This window comes from Porphyromonas gingivicanis JCM 15907 (assembly GCF_000614585.1).
Lineage (GTDB): Bacteria > Bacteroidota > Bacteroidia > Bacteroidales > Porphyromonadaceae > Porphyromonas > Porphyromonas gingivicanis.
Genome location: NZ_BAKX01000016.1, coordinates 1 through 13,525 on the forward strand (window position 1 = coordinate 1; position 13,525 = coordinate 13,525).

At 44.5% G+C, this 13,525-nt stretch carries 13 protein-coding genes; 12 read left to right on the forward strand and 1 reads right to left on the reverse strand.

Annotated features, from left to right (window positions below; genetic code table 11):
• From JCM15907_RS13085 to JCM15907_RS09600, 5 genes are all read left to right on the forward strand, one after another.
• Positions 1 to 934 (forward strand): hypothetical protein (locus JCM15907_RS13085; RefSeq protein WP_036885680.1); only part of this gene is annotated, 934 nt, incomplete at its 5' end.
• 12 nt (positions 935 to 946) lie between these two features.
• Complete coding sequence (locus JCM15907_RS09585; protein ID WP_025843625.1) at positions 947 to 3,082, forward strand: hypothetical protein; 2,136 nt, start codon at positions 947 to 949, stop codon at positions 3,080 to 3,082.
• Positions 3,072 to 3,380 (forward strand): hypothetical protein, encoded by a 309-nt coding sequence (locus JCM15907_RS09590; RefSeq protein ID WP_025843626.1) that lies wholly within the window; start codon positions 3,072 to 3,074, stop codon positions 3,378 to 3,380. The genes JCM15907_RS09585 and JCM15907_RS09590 overlap by 11 nt, the downstream gene beginning before the upstream one ends.
• A gap of 32 nt (positions 3,381 to 3,412) precedes the next feature.
• Positions 3,413 to 7,066 (forward strand): phage tail tape measure protein, encoded by a 3,654-nt coding sequence (locus JCM15907_RS09595; protein WP_025843627.1) that lies wholly within the window; start codon positions 3,413 to 3,415, stop codon positions 7,064 to 7,066.
• Positions 7,067 to 7,068: 2 nt separating this feature from the next.
• On the forward strand, positions 7,069 to 7,485 hold the full coding sequence (locus tag JCM15907_RS09600) for a hypothetical protein (RefSeq protein WP_025843628.1): 417 nt from the start codon (positions 7,069 to 7,071) through the stop codon (positions 7,483 to 7,485).
• Here the strand turns inward: JCM15907_RS09600 and JCM15907_RS12930 are convergent.
• Positions 7,457 to 7,735: a hypothetical protein gene (locus JCM15907_RS12930; protein ID WP_148297519.1), complete on the reverse strand. Its 279-nt coding sequence runs from the start codon at positions 7,733 to 7,735 to the stop codon at positions 7,457 to 7,459. The genes JCM15907_RS09600 and JCM15907_RS12930 overlap by 29 nt on opposite strands.
• Before the next feature lie 107 nt (positions 7,736 to 7,842).
• On the opposite strand from JCM15907_RS12930, the gene JCM15907_RS09605 reads away from it, so the two are divergent.
• The 7 genes from JCM15907_RS09605 to JCM15907_RS12500 form a co-directional block, all read left to right on the forward strand.
• Complete coding sequence (locus JCM15907_RS09605) at positions 7,843 to 8,319, forward strand: terminase gpP N-terminus-related DNA-binding protein (protein ID WP_025843629.1); 477 nt, start codon at positions 7,843 to 7,845, stop codon at positions 8,317 to 8,319.
• Positions 8,312 to 8,857, forward strand: coding sequence for a hypothetical protein (locus tag JCM15907_RS13195; protein ID WP_199897245.1), 546 nt, complete (start codon positions 8,312 to 8,314; stop codon positions 8,855 to 8,857). Before JCM15907_RS09605 ends, JCM15907_RS13195 begins: the two co-directional genes overlap by 8 nt.
• 41 nt (positions 8,858 to 8,898) lie before the next feature.
• A complete protein-coding gene (gene terL, locus JCM15907_RS13200) occupies positions 8,899 to 9,840 on the forward strand; it encodes a phage terminase large subunit (protein ID WP_199897246.1) in 942 nt (313 codons plus the stop codon).
• Positions 9,841 to 9,875: 35 nt separating this feature from the next.
• Positions 9,876 to 10,298 carry a phage protein Gp36 family protein gene (locus JCM15907_RS09615; RefSeq protein ID WP_081773848.1) on the forward strand — a complete coding sequence of 141 codons (423 nt, stop codon included), beginning with the start codon at positions 9,876 to 9,878 and terminating at the stop codon, positions 10,296 to 10,298.
• On the forward strand, positions 10,288 to 11,499 hold the full coding sequence (locus tag JCM15907_RS09620) for a phage portal protein family protein (RefSeq protein WP_159099939.1): 1,212 nt from the start codon (positions 10,288 to 10,290) through the stop codon (positions 11,497 to 11,499). Before JCM15907_RS09615 ends, JCM15907_RS09620 begins: the two co-directional genes overlap by 11 nt.
• 80 nt (positions 11,500 to 11,579) lie before the next feature.
• A complete protein-coding gene (locus JCM15907_RS12495) occupies positions 11,580 to 12,917 on the forward strand; it encodes a phage head morphogenesis protein (protein WP_148297520.1) in 1,338 nt (445 codons plus the stop codon).
• A 117-nt stretch (positions 12,918 to 13,034) separates the two neighbouring features.
• A partial coding sequence (locus JCM15907_RS12500; RefSeq protein ID WP_025843633.1) for a phage virion morphogenesis family protein occupies positions 13,035 to 13,525 on the forward strand: 491 nt, incomplete at its 3' end.

Consider the following 13,525-nt stretch of genomic DNA (forward strand, 5'->3'; position numbering starts at 1 on the left):
AGAGCGAGGGTTGCAGGGAGCAAAGGGGCTTTTGGAGTTCAATTACTATACAGAAGAACAAGGTTCTGGTGTGATTGCTTCTGCAAACTCTACTCCTTCTGTTTTACATATCGTCCTAAACGGATGGTCGGGAGAGGCAAGGATGCCTCGCTTATCGACAACAGCATTAGGAACAGTCGTTTATGTATCGTACAGCTCTCGTTTTATCCTACAATGCCCAGCTGGAGAGTATATACCCAAACTCTTCTTTTTTGAAAATGAAAAACCATATGATGCGACCTTTCATCCTATTCCAGTATCAACGCACAATGGGATGTTGCGCATGGATTTGATTTCTGCACGAAATTGTAAGGGGTTTTACTCTTTTATAGCAACAGCGAAAATAACAGAAAACGGCTATGGAAGTGAAAAATGTTGGGTACTAACCAATAGCTCTTCTGTTCGCGACTCCGCAGGAGTAGAACGTTTAGAAGAACAATTTGGCTCTGTTTTTCAACAATTCAGAAACTATAAACAGCAAACAGACTCTTATATTACTTCATTAAGTACTAATTATCAATCGCTTCTACAAAAATTTAATGAGCTGAAAAACAAAACGCTCGTTAAAGGAGAGGGATTACAATTAAGCTTCTTCAATCTTGTAAATTACAATTCGGGGACCTATCATGTAAAAGCGACTGATTATCACATCCTCGCTCGTCGAACAGGCAATGGGGACAATTACCCATATATCCGTGTTAGTGAAAGTTTACCAGATGGTCACGAGTTTATCGTAGATATACCATTCAATGATTGCCGAGTACGACTTGTACTACCCCCTGGTGGCTCTACTTGGGGCAATGGAGGAACGGAGTGGACACATGGATACAGATATCACGTCACAAAATCGCACACTAAAGAGTGGGGAGTAGTAAAGACAGCATACACACAGTAAAAAACTAAGAGTATGAGTTACACACGCTATAAAGCCCATGTGGGCAATCGCTATACATTAGAGTTGATACGTAATACCTCGTCTCTATCTGCACCTGCTCGGGAGGTAGTTCTGATGGGAGCAGAGCCGCTCATTGTAGAACGAGAGGATCGTTCGCCTTTACAACCTCGTTGGTCTACACGCTGTATTATGAAACTTCAAAGCGAAGTACAATATGCATTTGAGCATATCTCACGAGACGAGAAAAACTGGTATGCAAAACTCTTTGCCCCCTCTCAACCTAATACCCCCGTTTTTACAGGTATTATTGAACAGGGGTTGTATGAAGAGCAGTACGAACAACTCCCCTACGAGGTAACGCTGACCGCAACGTGTGGACTCAAGAAACTCGATGACTACTATTTGGATGTAGATGCCTTGCCGCTCAATGAGAAAGTTTTAACCCCTCTTTATGCAGTGGTTAAACAGTGCTTAAAGAAGGCACGAGATTTAGAAATCAACTTTGTCGGAGAAGTGGGAGCATGGCTTACTACAAGCTATATAGATCCATCGGGCTATCGCACGAATGAAGATGGAGAGAGAAGCTCGCAGAAGATGGGAGAGGTTTTAGATGGTATATTCTCGTCTCTCGGATTGGTCGTATATCTCCACGAAAATACTTGGCGAGTAGAAGAGGCTGTAAGCTCTTTTTCACGTGAGACCATCCTATTTGAAACCAAAGAACGCCCCATCTATACAACTCCCTCTCTATCGGTAGAAGGGAAGTATGGCTCTGTTCGCATTAATTTACCACAAGATGAATTAGATAGTGAGTCTCGTTTTACTCCCGTTTCCTTACCCTTAAAAGTCTGTACCCCCCCTTCCCCTTATTTAGATAACCAACCTACCTTACATGCTAATTGTATCAGTGTAACACGATCGATTGCCGAGAGAGCCACTCTCCCATCTCCATTAGAGCGAAGTAGAGGGATGCAAGTGCGCTTACCTTTTCAGAAAGAAGAAGCCATTTGCATTGCTATCCCCTACCGAGCTCCAATAGGAGCGAAAAGTCTCACTTTTGAAATTGAATTAGGGTTTGGCGAAAACGACATCAATAGCCCTAATGGCGACGAATGGGATATACAGTCCGTTTGTGAGATGAAGATAACCGACCAAGTTGGTCGTAATACATTTATAGCTTTGGCGGGTCATGCACCCTGGTGTTACTATGCATCTTCTTTAGGTCTTGAATATCCATTTGACGTAAGAAAAGAAGAGAGTGAGGAGCTTCGTGAAGAAAAGAGTAAAACTTCATTTCAAGGTAAATCAAGAAGTGGAGAAGCCTTTTTTACCTCCTCTTGGGCATATATGCCTTCCATTAACCCTCAAGAGATTTACAACTGGCACTCAAGTGGAGCTTTTGAGAGGATTGCCAAGGGACATTTGCCTTGGTGCCGCGTTAGAAGAAATAATTTCCGAAACGGTAAAATGCACCAATTTTCTTTTACCGTTCTTCTACCTTTTCACAATATGATTGATACGCATACTAAAAAGCGTTGGACACATAGTGTAGAAAACAATGGAACTGCCTATCCCTTTTATCCTGAACTAAAAAATCTACTTGCATACATCCCGTTACGATTTTGGGAAGCAGGTAAAGAAAAGAACTCTGATAAGAAAGAGACTGTACAAGAGTTTCTTCCGAGTGAGGTCACAGTAGGGAGAGTTTCTATACGCTATAATATGCGTGAGGAAGAAGAATACAACCGCTTCCTGCTTTGTGATAGAGGTACTGATTATGTGAGAGAAGGAGAAGAGATTCATCTGTCACTCACAACACGAATAGAAGGAGTAGATCAAAAAGGTACCCTTAAAGGGTGGCTCTACAATGCAGCAGGAGAGCAGCTCAGAGAAGTGGGAGGAATGAACCTCGTAGAGCGTGCTGCCAAAAATTTTTTTGCTGTGTACGGAGAAACACAAGACCGAATAACCCTCAGAACGCCCTCCAAGCAACCTTACAGCCCTATACAGCAATATCGACTAAAAGGACGTCCAGGACATACTTACTACATAGCAGGTTCCAGATGGGACGTAGCGGGCGAAGAAGAAGAGCTATCCCTATTTGAAACTCCACGTAAAATCAACGAGGAGGTAGAGTATGATCTATGACGAACTCGCTTTTGCCATTACCCATTGCCACCTCTCTCCCTCCGAGTTTGCAGAGCTAACCATCCCAGAGTGGCAAGCCATTGTTAAAGCGCAACTCCAGAAAGAGGAGCAGGAGAATAAACAAAGATGGGAGCAAACAAGAGTCATTGCCTACACCTCTGTTATCCCCCACATGAAAAACTCCCAAAGCATAACCGACTTTATGCCCTTCCCATGGGATGAGGAAGAGCAGCAGAATGTAGCACGACCTCCGACACGGGCAGAGCGAGAAGAACTATTAAAGAAGTTCGGAGGCTAAGAAACAGAGCTTAAAATCTAACACAACAACACATGAGTGAAACAATCTATAAAGGTGCTCTTGAGATTGATATATCAAGAGCTCGTAGCAATCTATCCGCCATCATTGCTCAAATCAATGAACTCATCTCGCTTGCTCGTGCAAGTGGGATGTCGTTCGTTAATGAATTTTCAGGGGCGGAGGATGCTATCGATGATGTTAACAATGCTATCTCTGAGACCTCAGAAGCTCTGAATGCTCTGGAGCAAAATGGGAAAGAGATGAGCGAGGTATTAACCAATGCCCATGATAAAATACAGAACGAAACAGAGCAAACTCGCGAGAGAACCCAACAGTTAGGATCCGACTTCGAGAAAACGGGCGAAAAAGGGAATAACTCTTTAACCAGTATCCGTAATGCGGTTTCTACTATCAAACTTACCTCCATCATACAGCAGGTACAGATGGTAGCACAAGCCCTGGGCGAATTATCGGCTCCAGGCATTGCCTTCGAACAATCGATGGCGGACTTAGCAGCCATAACGGGTGTGGCAGGGGAAGAGCTCGAAGAGCTTAAAAGAGTAGCCCGTGAGGTTGGTAGAGAGTCAGGACTGGGAGCTGCCGAGTCGGCTCGTGCTTTTGCCGTACTTGCAGGGCAAATAGATGTGCCGATTGCTCAATTAAGGGTACTACAACGAGAGACCATTACCCTCGCTCAAGCGGGTAATATATCTCTTGAAGAGGCAGCCAATGCCGTGGCGGGGACCATCAATCAATTCCAACTCCCTGCCGAGGAGTCTACACGAGTAATAAACGTGATGGCAGCTGCTGCACGAGCAGGTGGGGCGGAGGTCGTGGACTTGGCAGAGAGTATGAGAGTCTCAGGAGCTGCCGCAAATGCTGCAGGGGTATCTATCGAAGAAACTGCTGCAGTATTAGAGATACTTGCTCAAAACAATACAAAGGGAGCCGAAGCGGGAACTGCTTTACGCAATGCCTTGATTGCGATGCAAACGCGTCTGAAAATAGACGTGTCACAAACAGGATTCGTGGGAGGCTTAGAGCGCATAAAAAATCATCTCAACAAGATGAATAGCGAGGTCGAAAAAGCGACCTTCCTTGCCAAAACGTTCGGACGTGAGAATGTTGTGGCAGCTCAATTCCTCCTTGCTAACACCGATGCGGTGCGTACAATGACGCAAGAGGTAACGGGGACCAACGCTGCCATCGAGCAGGCTAACATCCGCACCAACACCTGGGCAGAGCATATGAAGCGGATAAAAGCATCTGTAGATGACTTCTTAATCTCCATTCAAGAGGCAACGGGTGGTATGCTACCTTGGATGGCTGTAATCGGGCAACAAATAGCGCAATTTTCCATGATGTTACCCCTATTCGACCGTATAAAAGTCGGAATTATGGGGATTGTCCCTAAAATACAAGCCATCACAGCGGCACAGTGGGGTTGGAATGCCGCTCTTATTGCCAATCCCGTTGGGGCGATTGTAGCGGGTGTGGTTGCCTTTGCAGCTGCCGTTGTCTATGCTTATCGCAATTTTGAGGGGTTTCGCAATGAAGTAGACAGAACTTTCGCAGCACTCAAAGAGCTGGCGCAGATGATTTGGGATACGCTCAAGCCTGCTTGGGATGATATGCTCCCGACACTCAAAAAAATCGGAGAATACTATCTAACGTGGGTGTTGATGCCTTTGCGCACCGTTATGGGTATAATACGAGAGGTCATTGGCTGGATTAAAGCCCTCAAAGCACAATGGGATACACTCCCAGAGCCTATCAGGAAAGTAGGCGAATTCTTCCTAATGGGGTTACACCCTATTACCAGTTTTCTGCGAGGAGTAAAACTTCTGAAATCGGCTTTTCAAGGTCTCAAAAATATCTTTATAGAGGTAGGGCAAAGGATACAAAATGCTTTGCAATCTCTTATCGGGAAGTTTCGAGAGTTTATACAGTACTTGATGCGGACGGATGGGGTTATCGGCAAGTTGCTTACTCCCATTAAGTTCTTAATAACCCTGCTGGGGTCTCTGCTTCGCAAACTTAAAGATTTGATTACAAAGTGGCGAGAGTCTCTAAGCCAATCCAATCGCTTTATGAATGGCTTAAAGACGGTAAAATCGGTTTTAGAAACACTGATTACGCCCCTTGCCGTACTCAAGCATGGTTTTAAGAGCTTGGGAGATGCCAAGAAAAGTAGCGATGCCCATCTCCGAGATAACTCAGCTATGACAGGAGCAACAAAAGCTATCAATGACAATGCAGAGGCTCTGCGCAAACACGCAGAAGCCGTTATGTCCAATGCTTTAGCACAAGAGCAGGCGAAACAGCTGAGTGGGTATTTCGCCAACTTACAAGGAGGAGAGTTGGGCAAAGCTATGCAACAGCTATCAGGGAGTCAAGACATAGCAACTCTTGCCCAAAACGTGATGGATAATACGCCCATCCCTCTTTTGCCAGGAGCGACTTACATAAAGGATAAGAGTAAGAAAGCTACTACAAGCACCCCCACAGAGGAGTTGGATATAGATACGGGAGACAAACGTCCTCGCAATATGTTTTCGCTCGAGGGGATGCGTAACATCCTTCAGGATTTAGAGCAAAAGGCTGCCAGCTCTACATTCGATGTAGCGGCTGCTCTTCAAAAGCAAATAGACGAACTCAAGAAGAAAATAAAGCTCGAAGAGGATGTTATTACAGCTGTCAGCAAAAATGGCAACTGGATATCAGGCTTAGCTCGTGATGTTTTAGGAGGCGAGGATGAAGAGGCGAAAAACAGATTCAGAGCTGAATGGATTGAGAAGAGCAACTTTGACCTGCGCACGCAAGAGGGCATACAAAACGAGATTAGTCTCTTGCAACAATCCCTCAATAGCGCAACGGGAGATCGTGCTGTACAACTGCAGCAACAAATCATCTACCTACAGCAGGAGGCAGATATACTAAGAGAAACGTTAGCTCTTGAGGCAAAATATGGTAAGGGGGCAAGACTAATCGGAGGAGCCCTATTGCGACATGGTTCTAAGGAAGAAAAAGAGAATTTCAATCAAGCTAAAGAAAATCGTTTCAAACCTAATGCCCTCTCCAAAGAAGCTATTCAGGAGATGGCTACTGGAGTCCAAAAGGTTTTTGAAAAAGCTATTAAGAGACAGCAAGATGGCTTTAAGAAAGCACGAGAGGAGTACAACAAATATGTCAAGGAAATACAAGATGGAACAGGAGGAATTGCCGATGTTATAGATGCTATCTCTAATAGAGTAGATGACCAAACTAAGAAGTGGATGCAGTGGGGTGCCAATATGCTAAAGGTACTGAGTGATGCTATTCCTAAGCTTATTCAATTTTGGAAAACCAACATTGCCGTGACGGCCAGTGAAGCGGCGAAAAGTCAAGCAGGAATACCCGTAGTAGGACCTGGTATGGCTCTCGCAGCTGCTGCCTCTGTAGCCTCTGCTCTGATTGCAATGCCATTTGCCAATGGAGGTATCGTAAGCGGTCCCACCTATGCTCTGGTAGGAGAATATCCAGGAGCAGCGAACAATCCCGAAGTAATAGCCCCCCTCAACAAATTACGTGATATGCTCCCTAATCACTCAGACAGCATGAGTACAGGCAACGTGGAATTCAAAATAAGAGGGAGAGACTTAATAGGAATCATCAATAAAGAAAGAAATATCAATAAACGAAGCTGATCATGAATATAAAAAACCGAATTAACATTATAATCAATACTCTTTCAAATATCAGCGATCTAAAATATATCGCATTAGATCAAGGGCAAGCAGATATAGACGAGGAAACTAAGCCCAGCATAATAACGCCTGCTGTACTGATTAACGTGCAGGGCTCAACGCCCACAGCGTTTGATAAAATCTGCGTAAAAAACAAAGTATCTATTCACATAAGACTATTCGTTGAAACTCCTCTAATTGCCAACATTAATGCTCCTGAGAGTTACCACAAAGAATATATAAAGCGATTTGGTTTAATCGAAGATATAGAGAGTTTTTTAGCCTCGAAAGGAGCACGCCTCGAGGGGTGGAGCTTTGTATCACAACGCAAGTCGATGAGCGAATACTGTATTAGAATTGCTTACGAAACATGGGGTTAAAGGTCAGGGAACAACGAAAAGGAGTAATCGGTTTGAGAAGCTTACTCTTAGCCTCCTGCATCTTAGTTTGCTCTTGAGGCAAGTCTACCTTAAGCAGACGGTAGAAAGTGCGTTGCGACATCGGATACCTTGGGTACACCCATCTACGCCAAACCTCCGAGTAGCATCTGTCGAGCCTACCCGCCTCGTAATGCTGCTTGACAAGCTCCTGCACCACCTTTACTCGCCTAAGATAGTTTTCGTGTTTCATAATAGATATAATCTATAAACAAAATACATCTTATTGATAATACAAATATACTAAATAGATTTTATCTATAATAATAGACAACAATATAAATAAAACAGATGCCAACCATGAAAACATTTACCCCCAAAGACCCGACCAAGTATGACCATGCACGCAGGTTGTACTTAGACAAAGTACCCCTACAAGAGATTGCCATGAGACTGGGTATTACCCCTCAAACACTCAGTAAATGGAAGAAAGAGGGAGCATGGCAGGAGCGACGCAACGCAGAGCTACTCTCTCCGAAAACACTTTACAATAAGCTGATGCGCCAACTCGATACGCTCATCGAAAAGGAGGAGCCCACCGCCACCGCCGATGCCATTGCCAAGATATGCAAGCAGATTAAATCACTGCAAAGAGAAGCAACAGTAGACGACATTATCCTTTGCTTGAGTGCGTTTGGCGATTGGCTCGTGGCAGAGGGTAAGCGACTCCAAACCTCTAAAGAGTTTGTGCAGGAGCTAACCCGCCTGCAGGACATCTACGTACATCAACTCATCGAGCGTGATAATCTACTAAACCCCGAACCCCAGCATGGCTAAAAAACAGGTATCCAAAGAGCTACTCCAACGATGGAACGAGAGGGTGTCTCTTATATCTCGGACGACCTTTGACCTCGGAGAATCCGAAGCAGTACGAGAAGAGAGAGTCAAACGAGCAAAAAAGGATTACGCTTTTTTCGTTCGTACCTACTTCCCTCACTTGGCAACTTCAGAGACTTCCAAGTTTCAAGTTGATGCTGCACAATATATTGTCTACAATACAAGAGCTCGAGCGTTGTTCGAATGGGCAAGAGGGCATGCGAAGTCTACTCATTTGGGCTGTCTAATCCCATTATGGATATTAGCTCGAGGAGAAAAAAAAGAACTTTTTCACTTTATGGTTTTGGTTTCAAAAAGTGAAGATGCGGCTAAAGGTCTTCTTCTTGATTTGCAAGCAGAATTATCTACTAATGATGCTTATATACATGACTTCAATATCAAAGCTGATAAAGGGACAGAATGGCAAACAGGAAAGTTCAGTATTAGCGATGGAACAACTTTTATTGCATTGGGTCGTGGGCAAAGCCTCGAGGATTAAAAAAGCGTGGAATACGTCCCGACTTTATACTATCGGATGACTTGGATGACGATATCTTGGTCAAAAACGAGAAACGAGTACGAGAGAGCTTTGAATGGCTCATGACAGCTCTTTTTGGGACTATGGCTGCTGGGAGAGGTCGCTTTATTATGGTCGGTAATCGTATCGCCAAACACTCTATACTAAGCCTTTGGGCAGAAACCAAGGATATATACCACACGGTTGTCAATATGCTTGATAAGCATGGTCGGGTTACTTGGCACGAGAATTACACCCCTGAAGAGGTTGCAGAGATACGTCAAACACTCGGAGAACGAAAGTTTTATAAAGAATACATGAATAGCCCTGTAGATGAAGGAAGTGTGTTTAAGTTGGAATGGATGCATTACGGCAAAATACTCCCCTTAAAGGAGTATGTCAAGATTATCTCCTACACCGACCCCTCTTTCCGCTCCTCGAGCTCAAATGACTACAAGGCTACAATACTTGTTGGTAAGACCAAGGAGGGTTATTACCATGTTTTGAAAGCTTTTGCGGGTCAATGCTCCGTAGCAGAAATGGTATCCTGGCACTACCAAATCGAAGACTGGATACAGGCACAAGGAGGGGGCAAACTGCCTCGCTACTACATGGAAGCAAACTTCATACAAGACCTACTCCTTGACGAATTCGAAAAAGAAGGAATTGCCCGTGGAGGGAGACAAATCCCCATAACGGGAGACAAGCGCAAGAAAATGGATAAGTTTTCTCGTATTGAGACCATGCAGCCTTTATTTGAGCGAGGCTTTATCCTTTTCAATGTTGATGAAAAAGAGACTGAGGGAATGAAAATCCTCATCGAACAATTATTAGGCATCGAGAAAGGTAGTCGCTTACACGACGATGCCCCCGATGCTTTGGAATCAGCTATCTACATGCTCAACAAAACAGGAAAAGGAGCAGGAAAGTACCGAATTGCAGAACGCAGAGACCTGAGCGTTTAATTGATGCTTAAACACCATTTAATCTCCAATTAACCATGATTGTAAACATAGAAGAAATGATCACAGTCGTCGATAGCTACAAGCTACAACAAATAACCGACAACACAGATGCCATAACAGAAACCTGTCTAAAAGCAGCTGAAGCCCGTGTACTTAGTTACCTCTCTAATAAATACGATGTCGAAGAGATACAACGCATGTCTTCCCAAGACCCTGCCCTTGCCGACCTTAAAGAGATGATTAAAGATATCGCTCTTTACTACATTATGCGACGTCATAATGTAGATATCGCCTACGAGTCTGTCCGTGAAGCCTACAAACTGCATCAAGAGTATTTGAAAGGGATTGCAACAGAAACATTTGGCATTATAGGGTTACCCCCTCGCAAGTCGTCGAATGGAAAAATTTCCGCACACCTCGTAATGGGGTCACGTCCGAAACAAGATTTTGAGTATTAACCAACCCCACCAACACACCATGGCACTAAAAAAAGCAACCGACCGACTACTACAACAGATTATCGAAAAGCAGGCATCAAACACACAAAGGGATATGCGTGCCTACCGCAATGCCAAACGCAAGGCGATGAATCCCGATTGTCCCCATCGCACGCTCCTCATAGACCTACTCGAAGATATGTATACCGATACGCACCTCTCCTCTCAAGTAGAGCTTCGAGTAGAGCGGTCTCTTCGAAAGCCTTTTATCATAACCAATTCGAAGGGCGACAAAAACGAGGAGGTTACCCGCCTGCTGAGCGAGTCTATTGTATTTGGAGAGCTACTGCAAATTCTCTTAGAAACGCCCTACTGGGGGCATTCGCTCTTTGAGCTGAGCCACTCCGATACAGACCTATTCAAGTTAGACTTACTTCCACGTAGACACGTTATCCCTGCTCAAGGTATCCTCCTTAGAGATGTGGCAGATAGTGAAGGCATACATTATAGGGAGGACCCTCGATATATGCAATCCATCATCGAAGTGGGCAATCCTAAAGATTTAGGCATCCTTATAGACTGCGTCCCCGACACGATTTATCGTCGCCACGCCAAGGTCGCATGGGTAGAATTTTGCGAAATATTTGGCGTCCCCCCTCGTATCCTAAAGATGGATACAGACGATACCGAGGCAATGCACCGAGCAGAAGAGATGCTAACCCGTATGGGGCGTGCTGCCTGGATCATCATCGACCAAAATGAGGAGATGAATTTTGGTAATTCTGTTGCTGGAAACACCGACATTTTTGAGCGACTCAACAGAGCTGCCAAGGAGGATATATCTGTCAAGATATGTGGTGGGGTAATCGGGCAGGATACTGCACACGGTAACCGATCCAAAGAGGAGGTAGCTCTAAAGATTCTTGACGGCAAATGCAACTCAGACCGTATGATGGTAGTTAAAATAATGAACTCAACCATCATGCCCGCCCTCGCATCGCTTGGTTATATTCCACAAGGCTTACGATTTGGTTACCCAGACGAGGAGGACAAAGGGGCTTTGTGGGATCGTACAGTGCAAGCTATGCAGCACTTCGATGTAGATGAGGAGTGGATACGTAATACATTCGGCATACAGGTAACAGGAAAAAAGCAACTTCCTCTATCGGGACAACTAAAAGCACAACTTAACGCTACACAGGAAGACCATTTTTTCGGGTAAGCCCCTCTCGCTATGAGCGTCTCACAACGCTCCTTGAGGGGCTATATCAGCCCTATGCCCGATTAAAAGGGGGATGGGAGGTGCGATTAGATACCACCCGCATCCAAAAAGCAATCGATCGGGCTAAACGACATATAATTTCTAATGTGGGCGTAATGACCCCCGAAATGCTACGAGATAAGCCTGTACGCAGAGCGGTGCGAGTTACATCTAAAGGCTTCATGGCTCAGATAGAGCCCATCATACAAGAAGTATCGCCAAGGCTACGAAAGAGTATAGAGCAGGATGTACGTATTTTTGCAGGCTTCAAAACCTATCACCACTTACGAGAGACCGCAGAACTTGCACATCGTCCAGACGGAAGTCTGAAATCGTGGCAAGAGTTTCAAAAGGATACGAAAGCTATTGGAGAAAAATACAATCGCAACTGGCTACGTGCTGAATACACCTTTGTACAAGGCTCGGCACAGATGGCAGAGAAATGGGACCGATTTGCTGAGTTTGGAGATGATTACGACCTGCTCTATGTAACTGCTAAGGACGAGCGTGTACGTGCAGAACATGCCCTGCTCGAGGGGATGTGTTTGCCCTTTTCTGACCCTGCATGGGATACTTGCTTTCCACCGAATGGTTGGGGCTGCAGGTGTGACGTAATACAGGTTATACCAGGCTCTCACCCGAGAAGTAGTAGTGAAGAGATGATCCGCTCTATGGAGCAAATGACAGAGGGGCGGGAAGAGATCTTCCGCTTCAATCCTGGTAAGACAGGACGCCTTATCCCTCCTCGACACCCATACTATGGTCGCAAAGGGTATGACCATTGCAAAACGACAAAGCTCGCAGGAAAACTCGAGAAAAATGAGGAGTGCGAAATACTGAATAACCTTGTACACTCTGATAAAAATACGCCTAAATCGAAGTACACTCAAGAAGAGAAAATAGCAAGAGAACTCTATGTTAAAGCTCTAAAAAACAAGGATGGTAGTAGAACAATACATCTTGATGATAATGCTATTATAGTAGAGGAAGGTATTAATGAGAGCGAACTCTACAAAAACATTTTTACCGCTCAATACTTGTCGAAAAAGCACTCTTTCAATATTCTGCTATACAAAGATGCAGGTGTAGGGCATAGCTGTGACGCACTTAATCAGTCAATGATCCGCAAGGAGGAGTACAAACACATAGAGGCAAACTCCTTCAACTCATACGACAAGAATTTGCAAAAAGCGGCTAAGCAAGCTGATCATGTAGTCTTTGTAATAAAAGATGATTTTCAGAAAGGAGATTTGATTAGAGCTTTAAAATCCCGATTTAGGAGGTATAGCAACTTGCAAACATTCCGCTTAATACGAGATTACAAAGAGGATATTGAACTAAGTAGAAAAGAAATCTTAGAAGAAAACATAGAGTTATAAAATACAACCGCCAAACCCTCTAAAAGAAAGCTCGGCGGAGGAGTGGCGCGCCGAGAGGACCCCGACTCACCGATATGGTATTGCAAATATACAACTAATTATCTAATAAACAATCGGATGAGTGATTTAATAGATGCGAAGAAACTGGAACGTCTTTTGCTAAACGACCTACTCGTTATCTTGCAACAAGAGAGTAGCGAGGCTTTTCAAAATAAAGCCTGGGATGGCGAGGCGTGGGCTCCTCGTAAACAAGATGACGGTATTGGTAGCCTTATGGTCCGCAGTAGTGCGTTACGGCGAGGGTTAAGGCTAAAGACGGTAGGCAATAAAGTAATTGTCGAGAGCGATGTACCCTATGCCAACATACACAACCAAGGAGGAGTAATACAAACCAAGGTAACCCCCGAGATGCGCAAAGCATTTTGGGCAAAATGGTACGATACCAAGGAAGTCTACTGGAAAGCTCTTGCCCTCACCAAGAAGAGTAGTTTTACTATTCGCATCCCTAAGCGACAGTTTATCGGGGTAACCTCACAAACACAGCAAAGATGGGAAAAGGCTTTTGAGAAGAGATGCAAGGCACTCAATCTAATCAAAATCATAAAGGA

Bases quoted from the DNA above. Each gene is read 5' to 3' on its own strand.
- JCM15907_RS09585 (WP_025843625.1), top strand. From the start codon at position 947: ATGAGTTACACACGCTATAAAGCCCATGTGGGCAATCGCTATACATTA.
- JCM15907_RS09590 (WP_025843626.1), top strand. From the start codon at position 3,072: ATGATCTATGACGAACTCGCTTTTGCCATTACCCATTGCCACCTCTCT.
- JCM15907_RS09595 (WP_025843627.1), top strand. From the start codon at position 3,413: ATGAGTGAAACAATCTATAAAGGTGCTCTTGAGATTGATATATCAAGA.
- JCM15907_RS09600 (WP_025843628.1), top strand. From the start codon at position 7,069: ATGAATATAAAAAACCGAATTAACATTATAATCAATACTCTTTCAAAT.
- JCM15907_RS12930 (WP_148297519.1), bottom strand. From the start codon at position 7,735: ATGAAACACGAAAACTATCTTAGGCGAGTAAAGGTGGTGCAGGAGCTT.
- JCM15907_RS09605 (WP_025843629.1), top strand. From the start codon at position 7,843: ATGAAAACATTTACCCCCAAAGACCCGACCAAGTATGACCATGCACGC.
- JCM15907_RS13195 (WP_199897245.1), top strand. From the start codon at position 8,312: ATGGCTAAAAAACAGGTATCCAAAGAGCTACTCCAACGATGGAACGAG.
- JCM15907_RS09615 (WP_081773848.1), top strand. From the start codon at position 9,876: ATGATTGTAAACATAGAAGAAATGATCACAGTCGTCGATAGCTACAAG.